This window comes from Deinococcus malanensis, assembly GCF_014647655.1.
Classification (GTDB): domain Bacteria; phylum Deinococcota; class Deinococci; order Deinococcales; family Deinococcaceae; genus Deinococcus; species Deinococcus malanensis.
Genome location: NZ_BMPP01000005.1, coordinates 71,813 through 87,081, shown reverse-complemented (window position 1 = coordinate 87,081; position 15,269 = coordinate 71,813). Strand labels below are relative to the sequence as shown.

Below are 15,269 nucleotides of genomic sequence, written 5' to 3'. Positions count from 1 at the left end.
TGACCCCCATAGCGGAGGCGCGATGCTGAGCCTCCTGTCCCTGGAATTCCGCAAGATGCTGGGCTCGCGTAGCGCGAGGCTGGCCCTGCTGGTGACCTTCTTTCTGCCCCTGGTGTGGGCCTTTGCTCCGCGGTTGAACGTGCTGGTGCCTATCGGCATCATCAGCGGCTGGCAGTTGCCGGCTGTCAGCCTGGGGATCGCCGTGCAGACGCTGATTCCACTGTTTCTGGCCGTCACGGTCGCCGAACTGATCGGCGCCGAGGTTTCGCAGGGCACGCTGGCGCCGCTGCTGCTGCGCCCGGTGGACCGCACCCGCGTGATTCTCAGCAAACTAGTTGCGGCGCTGACCTACCCCTTTATCCTAGTGGCCAGTACCGTGCTCGGAGCCCTGCTGGCCGGTATTCCACTGGGATTCGGCTCCTTTACCGGCGGCACCGGCCTGGGCCCCGGGCTGTTCGTGGGCGTGGGTGAACTCAGCAGCGCGGCGGCCCTGGGGCAGGTCGTGCGTGGCAGCCTCCTGGCCGGCGTGATGCTGATGCCCATTGCCGCGCTGGCCCTGCTGTTCGGGGTGCTGTATATCAACACGGCCGCCGCCGCCCTGGCGACCATCGCGGCCCTGAGCGTCATGCGGCTGCTGGTGGTGTTCCCCGAAGGCCTGCAGCGCATCCTGCTGACCAGTCACCTCAACCTGTACGTGCAGCAGGGCAACCTGACCCAGCCGCTGATTCTGCTGCTGATCTACACCCTGGGCTTCGGGCTGATTACCGCGCTGCTGTTCGAGAACCGCGACCTGTAACGGCGAAGGCGAAGGGCCCGGACACACCACGTGTCCGGGCCCTTCGTGTCGTGGGCGCTTACTTGTTCTGGGACAGGCGCTCAAGGACCAGTCGGCTGACCGTCTTGAGGGTCTCGAACACGCCGCCGCCGGTATGGGCCGTCGCCTCGAACAACAGCAGTTCCTTCTTGGGGTCCACGACCGCGCGGATCATGTCGGCCGACAGGGCGTCAGGCAGGTCACGCTTGTTGATCTGCAGCACGATCGGCACGTCGCGCACGTCGATGCCATGCTCCGCAAGGTTCTCACGCAGGTTGCGCATGCTTTCGGCGTTGGCGCGCAGGCGGTTGGGTGCGCTGTCCGCCACGAACACAATGCCGTCCACGCCACGCAGGATCAGCTTGCGGCTGGCGTTGTAGAACACCTGTCCCGGCACGGTGTACAGGTGAAAGCGGGTCTTGAAGCCCTGGACGGTACCCAGGTCCAGCGGCAGGAAGTCGAAGAACAGCGTCCGCTCGTCTTCTGTCGCCAGGCTGACCATCTCGCCGCGCAGGTGGCCGGGCACCTTGGAAAAGACGTGCTTGAGGTTGGTGGTCTTGCCGCTCATGCCAGGACCGTAGTAGACGATCTTGCAGTTGATTTCTCGGGCCGCGAAGTTGATGGTGCTCATGCAGTCACTCCTGTATGAAAAAGGTCAGCCCAGCAGGTCGTCGAGCAGGGCGCTGGCGCCTTTGCTGAAGTCATCGGTGAGCTGCATGGGGGGCACATCCTTGAGCTCTTCGAGAATGGCGGCAAGCTGCGCGATGGTTTTCTTGGCGTAGACCTTTACCTTGCCCAGGGGCACGCTGCCGTCGAAGATCAGCGTCAGCAGGGCCGAGTCGCCGACCGACTCGACGTACAGGGTGCCGTTCTCGCCCTGGTGGATCTGCTCGCTGAAGGTGCGCTCGCCCAGCATGTTGGCCAGGGCGGCGGTGGCCGCAGCGTTGCTGGCGACTAGTGTGGCCACGCTGTCGAGTGCCGGAGGACGGGGCGCCCAGAGCGCTTCTTTGTGAGAGAGCACGAAGCCCTTGCGGTCTACCAGCAGGCCGTAACGCACACCGGTGGTCACCAGCAGGTCCTGAATATGCTGGTCCACGCGTTCAAAGGCGTCACCGTACAGCGCAAGTGAAGGTTCAATCATCTCCCCCGGAGTATAGAAGTGACTTTCATACAGGACCGTCACATGCCTGTTGTCCAGCGTGAGGAAATCCACCTGAAGGCGCCGGAAACTCATGCGCCTGTCAGGGAGCGGGCGTTACACTCGCCCGCGTGAAGGGCGAGTCAACATTCCGCACGCGCCGGCTTCTGAAGCTGGCGCTGCTTTCCGGCAGCCTGCTGCTGACCACAGCGGCGGCCCGGCCACTGGCCATCGGCGGCGCGCTGCAAAGCGCCAGCGTGGGCACCCGCGTTATCGGCGGCCATGAGATGCTGGCGGTGTGGACGCTGCCGCGCCTGGGGATCAGCGTGCGCAACGACCCGCTGGACCTGCGCCTGCTGATGGGGGGACGCGAACTGCGCTACTCGCCGGACACCGGCTGGCGGGCCGTGGGCTTTGCCCTGAACACTCCACTGCCGGTGCCGCAGATCATCGAGGGCAGCCTCTATGTTCCGCTTCAGGCCCTGCTGGCCCTCAACGTCGGCGTCCTGGCCGATACGCCGGACCTGCTGGACCTCCGGGCGCCGGCCAGCGTGCCGACCACGACGTTGCCGCCCACCCGGCCTGTTGCAGGTGGTACCGCCGCAGCCCCCGTCTCCCCTGCTCCGGTCACTCCCGCGCCGGTGACCCCGGCCCCAGCGCCACCGGTCTCGCCTGCTCCAGCGCCTGTGGCCCCGCCTGCACCCTCCTTCACCTCCGTCGCCCGCCTGGACACGGTGCGGGTCAGCCGGACCCTGCACCGCACCGTGGAGGTGCAGCGTGTCGTGCTTGAACTGAGCGGCGCCGCGCCGCACAGCGTCAGCCGGGAGGCGCGTGGCCTGAGTGTCTCCCTGCCCGGCGTAAGCGCCCAGAGCAGTGTGCAGACCCTGCCGTCCGGCGATACCCTGACCGTGACCCAGACCTCGACAGGCACCAGCGTGGCCCTGGCCACCGGCGGAGGACGCAGCGAGATCTTTACGCTGGACGACCCTCACCGGGTGGTGATCGACACGACCACCTACACCGACACCCGCGTGCCGCCGCCCATCAATCCGGACGAGCTGCCGGCGGGGGTGACCTACCGGCATAACGGCAAGCTGCACCTGCTGAGCTTCGACCCGGCACGTTTCCAGGCCCGGGTGGTCAGCGCTCCGCAGGGCCGCGCCCTGGACGTGGCGCAACTGGTCAAGGGAGCCGGAGCCGTTGCTGGGGTCAACGGAGGGTACTTCGATCCCTCCAGCAGCCTCCCGGTGGACCTGGTGGCGGTCGGCGGCCTGATGACGGCCGGCAGCCTGGAAAAGCGCGCCACGGTGGGCTTCACCGCACAGGGCCAGACCCTGTTCGGGTATCCGCGGCCCCGGTACGTGCTCAGCGGCCCCTGGGGCAGCGTGACCGTCAATGCCGTGCGCAGCCGGGCCACACCCAGCCTGCTGACCGCGTTTGTGGGAGACGGACGGACTTCCGTGGGGGCCGACACCCTGACCACGCTGTATCTCCAGCCGGGTGCCGGCAGCGTTGCCCGCGCCCTGAGCGGTGTCAATACCCCTCCAGCCGGTACACTGGCCTTTACCTTCGACCCCGCCCGGTATCCGCAGCTGCCCCGCGCCGCCGGACAGCCGCTCAGCGCCGCATTGAACTGGCAGGCCAGCGACGCCCCCTGGCCCACAGCCCAGGACGCCCTGAGTGCCGGGCCACTGCTGCTGCAGGGCGGCCGGGTGGTCCTGAACCCTGCCCGCGAGGACTTCGATACCCGGACCAACATCTGGCGGCCGACCCGGCAGGTGGCCTTCGGCACGCTGGGGGGTCAGCCGACCATCGCCTATCTGGAGCACGGCACACCCGAGGCCTTCGCAGCAGCTCTGGCCGGCGCCGGAATGCAGGACGCCGTGCGTCTGGACAGCGGCAGCAGCGCCACCGCTTACCTCTCCGGTGGTTACGGGGGCCTGGGAGGCTACCTGAATACCGTCTGGAGCCGCCCGGTACCGAACGCCATCGTGTTCGTTCCGAAAACAGGTACGGCGCAGAAAAAGTAGGTCCCCGGACCGGGCGGGTCGCTCTTCAGGGCACTTCAGACGCCTACGAATATTCCGCACGGTTATGACCTGCAGGAGTTTCTCTGGCATCGGCCGACACAAGCAAAAACTCGATGCCGGAAAGGTCAGGGGGCTGGCACCACTTCGCCCGCCTCAGCGCGGGCAGAGTCTCCTGTGTTCCGGCGCGCAGGTACTTGCTGACGTCAGCTGGAATGGTTGAGTCGCAGCCTCTCGCGGAGCGGCAGGAGGTCACCCCCCCTACCCCCAATTTTCCTCCTGAACCCTGGCGTCTTTCTCTCTTCAGCCCAGATTCAGACGTACACGAACTTGCTAAAGTTGAAGGCAAGCTCCACATTCGTCGCAGAGTCGACGTCCATTTGTGCCTGTCCCTCGTCAGGGCCACAGGCCCGGCCAGCGCGCCGAGCCATCACCGAGTTCAAGCCAACCGGAGCCCGTCATGCCCGACCCCCAGAAGCAGCGTATTAAAAGCCTGATCGCTGAGGCGGACGCTCTGGTGGTGGCGGACCCGCAGCAGGCGATGGCCACGGCACAGCGGGCCCTTGCCCTGGCACGTGACGCCCGCGACGACGAAAGCTACGGTCAGGCGCTGTGCAGCTACGCGGCCACGCTGTTTTTTCAGTCGAAGTACACCGAGGCACGTGAGGCATACCTGGAAGCGCAGCACGTTGGCAGGACCCGGGCCGACCAGCGCCTGATGGCACGCGCGGTCAACGGGCTGGGCATCACGTCCAGGGCCCTGGGAGAGTACGGCGCGGCCATGGAATTTTTCCTGTCCAGCCTGCAGCTCACCCAGGAGGCGGGCGATGAGGCCATGCGGCTGCGGGTCCTGAGCAACATTGGCCTGATTCACAGCCAGCTTGGAGATCATGCCCTGTCTCTTTCTCTCCAGCTTGAGGTCATGGCCAGCGCCCACACCCTGAGCCTGCCGCTCGTGGAGTCCGCCGCCGCAGTCAACGCGGTGGTCGCCTCCCATGACCTGGGAGACTTTCAGGCGGCGCTGGCCATGATCGACGAGCGCCTGCCGGTCACACGGCACCAGGGCAATCAGCTCAACGAGATGCTTCTTCAGACTTATCAGGCACTGAGTCTGCTGGCTCTGGACCGGCCCGGCGAGGCGGTGGCGCCAGCGACGGCAGCACTGCAGCAGGCTCAGGACCTGGGCAACGAGGACAGCGTGGCCCAGCTGCACACCACGCTGGGTCACGCCTACCATCGTCTGGGGCAGGTCCTGCTGGCCAGGGACCACCTCGAACAGGCGACGGCTCAGGGTCAGCGGGTGGGCCAGCTGCGGGAGAGCCGGGCGCTGAAGATCCTGAGTGAGCTGGAAGCAGACCAGGGCAACTGGCAGGCCGCCTATACCCTGAGCCAGCGTCAGCAGGTGGTGGAGCGGGAGTTGCAGGAGCAGACCACCCAGCGCAATGTCCAGGTGCTCTCGGCCCAGATGCAGCTCGAACTCCTGAAACGCGAGGCCGCCGCCAGCCGGAGCCGCGCGGCGGAACTCGAGGAGCATGTCGCACAGCGCACCCGCGAACTGCAGCGCGTCAATGACATGCTCCAGCACGCTGCCTTTCACGACTCGCTGACCGGGCTGGGCAACCGCTCGCTGTTTCACCAGTATCTGGGCCGGGTCATGCAGGCGGGCACCCAGGGCGCAGGCCTGACCTACGCGGTGCTGTTTCTGGACTGCGACCGCTTCAAACAGATCAACGACACGCTGGGACACGACGTGGGCGATCAGGTGCTCCGGGCCTTCGCCGCGCGCCTCCAGGCCACGCTGCCCCCCGGCGCCGTACTGGCCCGCTTCGGAGGCGATGAATTCGCCGTACTGCTGGAACAGGTGCAGAGCCCCGGAACTGCCCTGGCGGTGGCCTCACAGATCAGCGAGTCGCTGGGCACCCCGATTGCCCTGGCAGGGCGCACCTTTCTGATCACGGCCGGAATCGGCGTCGTGATGGGCCACAACCGCTACCTCAAAGTCGAGGAGGTGCTGCGCGACGCCGATATCGCGATGTACCATGCCAAGGCCAGGGGACCCTCCCAGACCGCCGTGTTCACGTCCAGCATGTACGAGCGCATGCTGCGCCGCACGGTCCTGGAAGACGAGCTGCGGGCGGCCCTGAACCAGCACCTGTTATCGGTGCACTATCAGCCGATCGTCGATGTCCGGACGGGGGAAATTGCCAGTCTGGAGGCGCTGGCGCGCTGGTTTCATCCCGAGCTCGGAGAGGTCCCGCCGGACACGTTTATTCCAGTAGCCGAAGACGCCGGGCTGATTATCGAGCTCGACCGGCAGATCCTGAAACAGGCCTGCCTGCAGGTCCGATTCTGGAACGCCCAGGTTCGGCCCCGGGCGCCGGTCCACCTGAATGTGAATATCAGTGCCGTCCACTTCGCCCACACGACCTTCGCCGGAGCGGTCATGCACCTGCTGGAAGACACTGGCTTTCCCCCCTCGCTGCTGCGGTTCGAAATCACCGAGCGGCTGCTGCTCGACCGGTCTCCGGTGGCCCAGGCCAATCTCGACGCGCTGCACCAGCTGGGCATCCAGTTTCATATCGATGACTTCGGCACCGGGTATTCCTCACTGTCCTACCTGCAGGAGTTCACGGCCTCCACGCTCAAGATCGACCGTTCGTTCATCCGGGGCATCGACCAGACATCCAGGAGCGCCGAAATGGTGCGCATCATCCTGGCCATGGCGAAAAACCTCAACATGTTGGTCGTCGCCGAAGGAGTGCAAACCCAGCAGCAATGGGCGTGGCTCAGCCGCGAGGGCTGTGATCAGGCCCAGGGGCACTACTTTTCTCCCCCGGCACCGGTAGACACGGTGACGGGCCTGCTCCAGGAGCGCTTCCGGACAGCCCATGCCGATTCCGGTTAAAGCCTGCGAGCTTCAGGCAACCCGCGCCGTAAGGAATGCCGCTTCCGGACCTGCAGCGATGAGCGGGTGGACCTGCGAACGCTGAGCACAGCCGGTGGGGGCGTCCCAGAGCCTCCCGTGCCTCTTGGCACACCGGTCCCTTCCCGGTCAAAGGACATAACAAACGGCAGAGCATATCAGGGCTAGTCTCCATAAGGCAGGTGCTGCCTGTAGCAACCCCGCCCTACCGCCTGCCCGAGACCTTCTGTGGAGACTCTGCCGTTCCCAGCATTTCCAGCAGACGCACGTAGGCCTGGGCAGTGACCTGGACGTCACCGAAACTGCGGTGTCGACCGCCTGGCGCAAAGTTCAGGCCCAGGCGCTCGGCCAGCACGGTCAGGTTGTGGGCGCGTTCTTTAGGAAAAGCACGGCGGGAAAGCTGCACCGTGCAGTGCTCGGCCGCAGGTGCCCAGGCCATCCCCAGGCGGCGCGCCTGGGCGCGCATGAACCCGCCATCGAAGCCCACGTTGTGGGCGACCACCGCCGCGTCCCCCACGAACTCCAGGAATTCCGGCAGGACCTCCTCGATTGCCGGCGCACTGCGGACCATCTCATTGCTGATGCCGTGAACCCGCTGGGCATGCCAGGGGATCATCAGCCGCTCACCTGCGGCGTTGGTGGGCCTCACCAGGGTCTCGTATTTGAGGTGTTCGTGTACCTGGCCGTCCACCACCCGAAGGGCACCGATCTCCACAATCCCGTCTCGTTCAGGGGAGAGGCCGGTGGTTTCCAGGTCGAACACGACTACGTTCACGCCTGCAGGGTAGCGCCTCACGCCGGGAGCAGCGCCTCAGCGCACCGCCAGAGGCGTGCCGGTGGTCCTGCCAGCGCTGTGGGCAACCCTCAGGCGGGCGATGGTGCTGAGTCTGGCCTGCTGTGGTTCAGCCGCTGGCGGGCAGATGCGCCTGCATCAATGCGCTCACTGCCTCCTCTTTGCCTTTGGCTTCCACCTCGATCCAGGGCACGTCGGCGTACGCACTGGGCAACTCGGTGATCAGGTAGCTGTGCCGGCGGTCCTGGGGACCATCGATACCGTTGCTCAGGTGCACCACCTGCCACTCCGGCGGCGTCCAGGTACGCCGGGCGGCCAGCACCCATTCGCGGACACTTGGGTGCTCCTGGTTCGGCAACCGCTCGCGGACGACATGGTGATGGGCGTCAAAGACAAACGGGGTGCCGGTGGCCTCACAAACGGGCAACAGATCCTGGGCCCCGTAAGCCCGTTCATCGTTTTCCAGACCCAGGCGCGGGCGGACCGATTCCGGCAGGTCGGGGATCAGGGCCTGCAACTCGGCGGCGCGCCCGCCTTTGCCACCGTGAAGCAGCAACAGATTCCACGCGCTGCGCTCCAGGCCCAGGCCATCCATCACCCGGGCGTGGGTGGTCAGCGCCGCCAGGCTGGAGGCGCGAACCTCGGGACGCTCACTGTTCAGCACGATGAACTGCTCCGGGTGCATCAACACGCGTATTCCGGCCGCACGAAAAGCCTTTCCTGCCTCACGCAGCGGCCCGGCCAGCGAGGAAAGCACCGCCTCACCTGTGTCGTCCCCGGCAAGGTCGAGCATGGGAAACAGGCTGGAACTCATTCGGTAAAGGCGGATGCCGCGTGCAGCGCAGTAAGCGGCCGCCGCATGCAGCCGGGAAATATTGTCGGCGTACAGGTCCAGCAGTTTCGCTTCACGCTCATCTGGTCCCAGCGTCCGGTAGCGGCTGAGGGTCACGGTCCGGAAGCGCACCTCGGGACCCACCGTGAGACAGACCAGGCCGTAGGCCGGCGCCCCGGTCATGCCGGCCTCCGCACCACATGCCGGCAGCGGTCGGAACAGTACCGCACCTGCTCCCAGTCACGCGCCCACTTGCGCCGCCAGGTAAAAGGCAGCCCACACCCGGCGCAGATCTTAGTGGGGCGTTCAGACGGTTTGCGTCCGCCACCAAAGCTCTTCTCAGGCATCGTGCCTTTCTCCGGCATGGTGCGGCTCCAGGGCCTGAAGAGTGCGGCGCAGCAGCTCATGTGGTGTTTCGTCGGCGCTTACGCGGAGTGTCAGGACATCAGACTCCTGTGCCCCGGGCAGCTCCAGGGTGGTGAGTTGTGACGACAGCAACGTGGGACCGACCGGATGGTTCTGACGCTGCTGCAGGCGCACACTGAGGACAGGGGCCGGTACGTCCAGAAATAAAAACCGCACCTGTGCTCCGCGCAGGATGTCGCGTGCACCACGGGTCAGAGCTGAGCAAGCCAGCACCGCGTGCGGCTGGGCCTGCAGGGCGCCGTGTACCCGCTCAAGCCAGGGCCGCCGTTGCTCGTCCGTCAACCCGACCCCCCGGGCCATCTGCTCCACGGCAGCCGGGTCGTGGAAGTCATCCGCGTCCAGAAACTGCCAGCCCAGTCTGTCAGCCAGCGCGCGGCCCAGCGTGGTCTTGCCACTGCCCGCCACGCCCATCACCACCAGTCTCATGAGCGCCAGTCTGCCGCACGGGCAGGTCGGTGACCGTGGCACGGCCCGCATCTTTGGGCGGATGACCCGGCCACGGCCTTGCGAAAGGCTGAAGGCATGACTCAATGGCGAAGTCGGGCAGTCCTTCTGGGCCTGTTTGTGGTCACGCAGCTGCGCTGTTGTGTCTTCGCCCTGCTGGTCGTTGGTCTGCTGGCGGCCTCTTCAGCATGGCCTCCGGATCAGTGGGGAATCGCGCGCTACGACGCGCTGCTGGCGGGCTGTGTGCTGGCCCAGCTGGGGCTGATCCGGGCCCGCGCCGAGTCCGCGCGTGAGGCCGCGGTGGTGCTGGCTTTCCATGGACTGGGCTTTGCACTGGAGGCCTTCAAGGTGTCGCAGGGCAGCTGGGCGTACCCTGACGAGGCCCACAGCAAGGTCTTCGGTGTGCCGCTCTATGCAGGATTCATGTATGCCAGTGTGGGCAGTTACATGGCCCAGGCATGGCGGCAATTCGGCCTCCGCCTGTCAGGACTTCCGCCGATGCCGCTGCAATGGGTGCTGACGGGCAGCATCTACCTCAACTTCTTTACACACCACTTCGGGCCGGACCTGCGCTACGCCCTGGCTGGAGCGCTGGCGCTGGCGTTCCGGCGTGCTCAGGTGACCTTCGCCGTGGCTGGGCACAGCCTGCGGATGCCGCTGCTGCTGTCCTTTGTCCTGATTGGGCTGGCGGTGTTCGTGGCCGAAAACGGCGCGACCTACCTCGGTGCCTGGGTCTATCCACACCAGCAGGGCAGCTGGCAGCCGGTCCACCTGGGTAAATGGCTTGCCTGGACCCTGCTGGTGGTCGTGGCCTTCCTGACCGTCTCGGCGCTGAAGACCTGGGAGGCACAGCAGTCAGCCGAACTGCGCCCAGGTCCTACAGCAGACGGCCGGAATCAGAGGAGCCCGCTTCCAGCGGATCAGGGGCGCGGACCGGCACCCCGCGTGCATTGAGGGCCTCGCGCAGCATGGGAATGTTCTTCAGGGCATGCCCGCGCGTGGTGTTCATAAAAAACACGTAGAGTTCCGCCAGTTCGTCGTTGACAAAGGCAATTTTCTCAGCCCACTCGTCCATTTCGGTGCGGCTGTACAGGTAGTCGTGCCGCTCGGCCGCGCTCTGCCCTTCCCACCAGCTGCCACTGTTGCGGCCGTGTAGACGCAGATACCCCACGTCTCCAGTCACGTGCACCTGCGGTTCGGGCATGCCGCCCACCGGCGGGTAGTCGGGACTGACCCAGATGAGCCCGAATTCGGCCATACCTTCGCGCACTTCGGGCTTGTCCCAGCTGGCATGCCGCAGTTCCACTGCCAGTTCCCGCCCGGCAAAGCGCTCGGAGAGCATGTGCAGGTACTTGCGGTTGTCGGCTGTGCGGTGAAACGAGTATGGAAACTGCGCCAGATACGGACCCATGATGCCTGCCTCACGCAGGGGCTCGGGACTTTGCAGCATGCGGTCGAAATCCACGTCGGTGGGCGCGCGGTCGTGAGTGAAGACCTTGTTGAGTTTCACCGCGAAGCGGGTGCGGCCCCCCGACTTGCGGGCCATACCCTCAAATGCCTTCAGGCCGGGAATGGCGTAGAAGCTGCTGTTGAGTTCCACCGCGTCGAAGGAGGCGGCATAGGTGCTGAGGTAGTCGTCCTTGCGCACGCCCTCATAGATCAGGCCCGGGGCTGTCCACTCCTCGTTGCTGTACCCACCGCAACCGATATACACGCGCATACTCCGAGGCTAGCGTGCAGGCGCGGCAGCGCGCATCTGCGTGAACGCTGGGTTGAGGCCCCGGGAAAAGCTCAGCCAGAGTGGGCCACGCGGTTCAAACGGGTCCAGAAGGCGGTGATGGTCTTCAGGGTTTCAGCAAACTGCCGCAGTTCCAGTGGCTTGACCACGTAGGCACTGGCACCGTGCTCGTAGCTGGCCCGCACATCCCTGCTTTCGCCGCTGGTGGTCAGCATGACGACTGGAATGCGGCGGGTCGCGTCGTGAGCACGGATCTCGTCCAGAACAGCCAGGCCGTCCATGTGAGGCATTTTGAGGTCCAGCAGAATCAGGTCCGGCAATTCCCCGGCCTCTCCGTGCAACAAAGCCACCGCCTCACTTCCGCCGCCGGCGACCACCACATTGTGCTGCTGGCCGGACTGTGCAAAAGCATGGAGGGCCAGCTCCACATCGTGAGGATTGTCGTCTATCAGCAGAATGCGTCGGCTTTCCATAGCGTCTCCTCGAAGGGGGCGACTGGACGAATCGTATGAACAGAGTATCAAGGTACTGTGAAGAAATTCATGAACAAATCCACGTTTGAAAGATAGTTGTAAAGGCTTAGCTGCAGGAGGCTACACAACGCAGTCCCGACACGAATGAGGTCAAGCCAGCGGCGCGTAGACTGCACAGCGTGTTGACCAAGCGCATCATTCCCTGCCTGGACGTCCAGAACGGACGTGTGGTGAAAAACGTGCGGTTCTTTGAGAACCACCGTGACGCCGGTGATCCGCTAGCGCTGGCGCAGGCCTATGAGGCCCAGCAGGCCGACGAACTGGTTTTTTACGACATCACGGCCACGCATGAGGGCCGCGCCCTGATGCTGGATGTCGCTGCGCAGGTGGCCGAGCAGGTGATGATGCCCCTGACCGTGGGTGGCGGGATCAATGCCGTGTCGGACTTCCGGCAGCTGCTGATGGCCGGCGCCGACAAGATCAGCGTGAACAGCGGCGCCGTCAAACGTCCCGAGCTGATCCGTGAGGCCAGCGACCACTTCGGCGCCCAGTGCGTGATGCTCAGCATTGACGCCAAACGCCGTCCCGGCACGCAAAGCTGGACGGTGCATGTGGGCGGGGGTCGGATCGATACCGGCGTCGACCTGCTCGAGTGGGCTGTCCGGGGCCAGACCCTGGGAGCCGGAGAAATCTGTCTGAACATCATGGACACTGACGGTACGCGGGAGGGCTTCGATCTGGAGGCCACCCGGATGGTGGCGCAGGCCGTGGACCTGCCGGTCATCGCCTCGGGAGGCGCCGGCCAGATGCAGGATTTCTGCGACGTGCTGCGTGGTGGCGAGGCCGGCGGCCATGCGGACGCGGCCCTGGCGGCCAGCGTGTTTCACTTTGGCGAACTGACCGTCCCGCAGGTCAAGGCCTTTCTTCAGACCCAGGGTGTCCCCGTCCGCCCGGATTGGCCGGCCGACCCGCTCAGGAAGGGGGCGTGATGACGGCTCCTGATCTGAGTGGCCTGAAGTTCGGTGCGGACAACCTGCTTCCGGTGGTGACGCAGGACGCCCGGACCGGCGCGGTGCTGATGCAGGCCTATGCCGACCGCGCCGCCATCGAGCGCACCCTGGCCACGCGTGAGGCGACCTATTACAGCCGCTCGCGCCAGGAACAGTGGGTCAAGGGGCAGAGCAGCGGCCACACCCAGCACGTGGTCAGCGTTCACCTGGACTGCGACGGCGACAGCGTGCTGTACCGCGTGGAACAGACCGGTCCGGCGTGCCATACCGGGGCCTACAGCTGCTTTTACACCCCGCTGCTGGAGAACCCAGAAAGCAGCAGCGGGCTGGACGGCACCCTGGAGCGCGTCTATGCCACCATCACCGAGCGGCTGGCAACCCTGCCGGAAAACAGCTATGTGGCCCGGCTGCATGCCGGTGGCCTGGACCGGGTGCTGAAAAAAATCAGTGAGGAAAGCGGGGAGGTGCTGCTGGCCGCCAAGAACGCTGACCGCGCTGAGTTGGCGACTGAGGTGGCCGACCTGCTGTTTCATACCCTGTTCGCCATGGCGGAGGTCGGGGTCTCTCCTGGTGATGTGGCTGCCGTGCTCCAGCAGCGCGAGGGCCGGACCGGATTGAAGGGCCCCAAAGAAGCCGGCTGAGCCAGAAACTGAACTGGGGGACCCTGACAGCGCTTTGCCTGTTCCCCACACCGTTTGGGCAGCAGATGCCTTTCGACGTGTGAACTTTATAAAAACACCATCAAGGAGGCGAGTGATCCAACAGGGTCAGACCTGCTTAGGGATGAGTGAACAAGGGAGCGGGCCCACTGGCTCGCCTTGCCCTCCGGAGGTTCACCCATGAAACGACTTGCCCTGCTGTCTGCCACCTCTACCCTGGCTCTTACCGCCTGCTTTACTGTCCGGTCCCCCGATGCGCCGATGGGCATGACTGCCTACGGTCTGGACGCCCAGGGTCAGCTGGTCATCTTCGGCACCGACAACCCCACCAACAGCACCCGCCGCCTGGCGCTGACTGGCCTGGCCAGCGGTGAGGTTCTGGTGGACCTGGATGTCTTCAACCGCGACGGCATGCTGTACGCCCTGTCCGACAGGGGCACGCTGTACAGCGTCAACACCACGACGGGAGCGCTGACCCGCAATGTGGGCACCGCGGCCATGGGCACCCCCACCGTCATGGACTTCAATCCGGCCGCCGAGCGCCTGCGGGTCTTCAGCAACGGGGATCTGAACTTCCGTCTGACGCCCGCCACCGGCAGTTCGACCGATGGCACCGTCACCGCCGACGGCACCCTCATGTACGCCCAGACGGACCCAGCCAACGCCGGACGCAATCCGAATCTGGTCGCTGCGGCCTATACCAACTCCTTCCGCATGTTCAAACCGACCACCGAGTACACTCCGGCCACGACGCTGTTTTCCATAGATGCGGACACGGACATGCTGGTGAGCCACACCAACTCCCCTGCTCCCGCGCCTACCGGCAACTTCAGCACCCTGAACGTGGTCGGCGCCCTTGGGGTGGATGTGAGCGCAGGCCGGACCGGCTTCGACATCGCGGGCGAAAACAGCGCATTGCTGTCGGTCAGCAACGGCACCAGCACGACGCTGTACACCGTAAATCTGGCCACCGGACGTGCGACGACCAAGTCCACCCTCGATGGAGTCAGCCTGAAAGCCTTTGCTCTGGCACTGCCTGCGCGTTCCTGAGGCCTGTTCCGGACGAGAGGTAATCAAGGGCCAGCGGCGGGTCCGGAGATGACCGCTCAGATGATGTGCCCTGCTGCTCCCCCTGCCTTGAATCAGGGGGAGTCACCTTGTAACCGGGGTAAGCCGCCTCATTTCGGCATTCCAACTCGGGCCAACGCTCTAGACTCGCAGCTGTATGGCCACCTGGATCGCCCATTTTCGTATCGCCGAGCGGCTGCTTCAGGACTGGCCACACCTGGACACACCCGCTTTCGTGATCGGCAATGTCGCGCCGGACTCTGGACGGCCAAACCACGACTGGACCCAGTTTGATCCCCCCAAGTCCGTCACCCATCTGCTGTGCCCCGGTGAGGATGAGGGCCACATACCGGACCTGACCTTCTGGCGGGAATACGTGCAGGGACAGCAGGATATGGACCCGTCACGGTCCGCATTTGTGCTGGGCTACTTCACACATCTGGTCAGTGACAACCTCTGGATGCATTTCATCGGGCGCTCGACCCAGGAGACCTTCGGGACTGAATTCGCCGCCCACCGGGCCGCAACCTGGGAGCGGGTCAAGGACGACTGGTACGGCCTGGACCACAAGTACCTGCGTGACCATCCACATAACGTGTTTTCCAGTCAGGTCGTGCCCGCGCCCAATCCACCCTCTCCCCTGCCGTTTCTGGGGAGCGAGGCACTTGCACATCGCCTGGATGACCTGCGTGAGTTCTATGCGCAGCCTGGCGGCTTCGTTCTGGACCGTTCCTATCCTTACCTGAGCGAGGACAGCATGAACCGGGTCGTCGAGGATTGTGCCCGGGCCATCGTAGTCCTGACCAACCGCCTGGAGGCAGGAGAGATCCCCGCCGATCAGCGCATTTCCCTGCATGTCATGGACCTGCCAGTTGCCTACACTCTGCCCTGAAATGCGCTGGTCTGAACAGCGTTCTTATAGTA

16 protein-coding genes are annotated in these 15,269 nt (G+C 65.1%); 8 read left to right on the top strand and 8 right to left on the bottom strand.

All coding sequences use genetic code 11. From position 1 onward, the window contains the following. The first annotated feature begins 22 nt into the window (after nucleotides 1-22). A complete protein-coding gene (locus IEY49_RS07305; protein WP_189006030.1) occupies nucleotides 23-796 on the top strand; it encodes a DUF2705 family protein in 774 nt (257 codons plus the stop codon). Between the two features lie 58 nt (nucleotides 797-854). Here IEY49_RS07305 and mglA read toward each other — a convergent pair whose 3' ends face one another. Then, the gene (gene mglA, locus IEY49_RS07300) at nucleotides 855-1,445 is read right to left on the bottom strand and encodes a GTPase MglA (RefSeq protein WP_012693871.1); all 591 of its coding nucleotides are present in this window, start codon (nucleotides 1,443-1,445) and stop codon (nucleotides 855-857) included. 24 nt (nucleotides 1,446-1,469) lie between these two features. Beyond that, nucleotides 1,470-1,955 carry a GTPase-activating protein MglB gene (gene mglB, locus IEY49_RS07295; RefSeq protein WP_189006028.1) on the bottom strand — a complete coding sequence of 162 codons (486 nt, stop codon included), beginning with the start codon at nucleotides 1,953-1,955 and terminating at the stop codon, nucleotides 1,470-1,472. Nucleotides 1,956-2,083: 128 nt separating this feature from the next. Between mglB and IEY49_RS07290 the strand changes: the two genes are divergently transcribed. Together IEY49_RS07290 and IEY49_RS07285 are read left to right on the top strand one after the other, a co-directional pair. Further along, nucleotides 2,084-3,982 carry a phosphodiester glycosidase family protein gene (locus IEY49_RS07290; RefSeq protein ID WP_189006026.1) on the top strand — a complete coding sequence of 633 codons (1,899 nt, stop codon included), beginning with the start codon at nucleotides 2,084-2,086 and terminating at the stop codon, nucleotides 3,980-3,982. Nucleotides 3,983-4,439: 457 nt separating this feature from the next. Continuing rightward, nucleotides 4,440-6,884, top strand: coding sequence for a putative bifunctional diguanylate cyclase/phosphodiesterase (locus tag IEY49_RS07285; RefSeq protein ID WP_189006023.1), 2,445 nt, complete (start codon nucleotides 4,440-4,442; stop codon nucleotides 6,882-6,884). 223 nt (nucleotides 6,885-7,107) lie between these two features. Here IEY49_RS07285 and IEY49_RS07280 read toward each other — a convergent pair whose 3' ends face one another. The 4 genes from IEY49_RS07280 to IEY49_RS07265 all read right to left on the bottom strand — a co-directional run bounded on the left by IEY49_RS07280 (nucleotide 7,108) and on the right by IEY49_RS07265 (nucleotide 9,379). Beyond that, nucleotides 7,108-7,677, bottom strand: coding sequence for a 3'-5' exonuclease (locus IEY49_RS07280; RefSeq protein WP_189006020.1), 570 nt, complete (start codon nucleotides 7,675-7,677; stop codon nucleotides 7,108-7,110). 127 nt (nucleotides 7,678-7,804) lie between these two features. Further along, nucleotides 7,805-8,710, bottom strand: a complete 906-nt coding sequence (gene uvsE, locus IEY49_RS07275; protein ID WP_189006018.1) for a UV DNA damage repair endonuclease UvsE — start codon at nucleotides 8,708-8,710, stop codon at nucleotides 7,805-7,807. Further along, nucleotides 8,707-8,874 carry a DUF2256 domain-containing protein gene (locus IEY49_RS07270; protein WP_229780686.1) on the bottom strand — a complete coding sequence of 56 codons (168 nt, stop codon included), beginning with the start codon at nucleotides 8,872-8,874 and terminating at the stop codon, nucleotides 8,707-8,709. Before IEY49_RS07270 ends, uvsE begins: the two co-directional genes overlap by 4 nt. Next, nucleotides 8,867-9,379, bottom strand: a complete 513-nt coding sequence (locus IEY49_RS07265) for a gluconokinase (RefSeq protein ID WP_189006013.1) — start codon at nucleotides 9,377-9,379, stop codon at nucleotides 8,867-8,869. Before IEY49_RS07265 ends, IEY49_RS07270 begins: the two co-directional genes overlap by 8 nt. A gap of 96 nt (nucleotides 9,380-9,475) precedes the next feature. Here IEY49_RS07265 and IEY49_RS07260 point away from each other — a divergent pair, with 96 nt between their 5' ends. After that, nucleotides 9,476-10,351 (top strand): DUF817 domain-containing protein, encoded by an 876-nt coding sequence (locus IEY49_RS07260; RefSeq protein WP_189006011.1) that lies wholly within the window; start codon nucleotides 9,476-9,478, stop codon nucleotides 10,349-10,351. On the opposite strand, the gene IEY49_RS07255 is transcribed toward IEY49_RS07260, so the two are convergent. Together IEY49_RS07255 and IEY49_RS07250 are read right to left on the bottom strand one after the other, a co-directional pair. Next, nucleotides 10,275-11,117, bottom strand: coding sequence for a DUF72 domain-containing protein (locus IEY49_RS07255; RefSeq protein ID WP_189006008.1), 843 nt, complete (start codon nucleotides 11,115-11,117; stop codon nucleotides 10,275-10,277). The two genes, IEY49_RS07260 and IEY49_RS07255, sit on opposite strands and share 77 nt — an antisense overlap. A gap of 71 nt (nucleotides 11,118-11,188) precedes the next feature. After that, a complete protein-coding gene (locus IEY49_RS07250) occupies nucleotides 11,189-11,608 on the bottom strand; it encodes a response regulator (protein ID WP_189006005.1) in 420 nt (139 codons plus the stop codon). Between the two features lie 179 nt (nucleotides 11,609-11,787). On the opposite strand from IEY49_RS07250, the gene hisF reads away from it, so the two are divergent. The 4 genes from hisF to IEY49_RS07230 all read left to right on the top strand — a co-directional run bounded on the left by hisF (nucleotide 11,788) and on the right by IEY49_RS07230 (nucleotide 15,237). Further along, nucleotides 11,788-12,597, top strand: coding sequence for an imidazole glycerol phosphate synthase subunit HisF (gene hisF, locus IEY49_RS07245; RefSeq protein ID WP_189006003.1), 810 nt, complete (start codon nucleotides 11,788-11,790; stop codon nucleotides 12,595-12,597). Next, on the top strand, nucleotides 12,597-13,259 hold the full coding sequence (hisIE, locus tag IEY49_RS07240) for a bifunctional phosphoribosyl-AMP cyclohydrolase/phosphoribosyl-ATP diphosphatase HisIE (RefSeq protein ID WP_189006000.1): 663 nt from the start codon (nucleotides 12,597-12,599) through the stop codon (nucleotides 13,257-13,259). Before hisF ends, hisIE begins: the two co-directional genes overlap by 1 nt. 198 nt (nucleotides 13,260-13,457) lie before the next feature. Further along, nucleotides 13,458-14,327: a DUF4394 domain-containing protein gene (locus IEY49_RS07235; RefSeq protein ID WP_189005997.1), complete on the top strand. Its 870-nt coding sequence runs from the start codon at nucleotides 13,458-13,460 to the stop codon at nucleotides 14,325-14,327. 175 nt (nucleotides 14,328-14,502) lie between these two features. Then, on the top strand, nucleotides 14,503-15,237 hold the full coding sequence (locus IEY49_RS07230; protein ID WP_189005994.1) for a zinc dependent phospholipase C family protein: 735 nt from the start codon (nucleotides 14,503-14,505) through the stop codon (nucleotides 15,235-15,237). Nucleotides 15,238-15,269: the final 32 nt, after the last annotated feature.

What these genes read in the sequence shown, in the direction of transcription:
- IEY49_RS07255 (WP_189006008.1), bottom strand. Translation starts at nt 11,117, where the DNA reads ATGCGCGTGTATATCGGTTGCGGTGGGTACAGCAACGAGGAGTGGACA.
- IEY49_RS07270 (WP_229780686.1), bottom strand. Translation starts at nt 8,874, where the DNA reads ATGCCTGAGAAGAGCTTTGGTGGCGGACGCAAACCGTCTGAACGCCCC.
- mglB (WP_189006028.1), bottom strand. Translation starts at nt 1,955, where the DNA reads ATGATTGAACCTTCACTTGCGCTGTACGGTGACGCCTTTGAACGCGTG.
- IEY49_RS07250 (WP_189006005.1), bottom strand. Translation starts at nt 11,608, where the DNA reads ATGGAAAGCCGACGCATTCTGCTGATAGACGACAATCCTCACGATGTG.
- IEY49_RS07305 (WP_189006030.1), top strand. Translation starts at nt 23, where the DNA reads ATGCTGAGCCTCCTGTCCCTGGAATTCCGCAAGATGCTGGGCTCGCGT.
- uvsE (WP_189006018.1), bottom strand. Translation starts at nt 8,710, where the DNA reads ATGACCGGGGCGCCGGCCTACGGCCTGGTCTGTCTCACGGTGGGTCCC.
- IEY49_RS07265 (WP_189006013.1), bottom strand. Translation starts at nt 9,379, where the DNA reads ATGAGACTGGTGGTGATGGGCGTGGCGGGCAGTGGCAAGACCACGCTG.
- mglA (WP_012693871.1), bottom strand. Translation starts at nt 1,445, where the DNA reads ATGAGCACCATCAACTTCGCGGCCCGAGAAATCAACTGCAAGATCGTC.
- IEY49_RS07235 (WP_189005997.1), top strand. Translation starts at nt 13,458, where the DNA reads ATGAAACGACTTGCCCTGCTGTCTGCCACCTCTACCCTGGCTCTTACC.
- hisIE (WP_189006000.1), top strand. Translation starts at nt 12,597, where the DNA reads ATGACGGCTCCTGATCTGAGTGGCCTGAAGTTCGGTGCGGACAACCTG.
- IEY49_RS07260 (WP_189006011.1), top strand. Translation starts at nt 9,476, where the DNA reads ATGACTCAATGGCGAAGTCGGGCAGTCCTTCTGGGCCTGTTTGTGGTC.
- IEY49_RS07285 (WP_189006023.1), top strand. Translation starts at nt 4,440, where the DNA reads ATGCCCGACCCCCAGAAGCAGCGTATTAAAAGCCTGATCGCTGAGGCG.
- IEY49_RS07230 (WP_189005994.1), top strand. Translation starts at nt 14,503, where the DNA reads ATGGCCACCTGGATCGCCCATTTTCGTATCGCCGAGCGGCTGCTTCAG.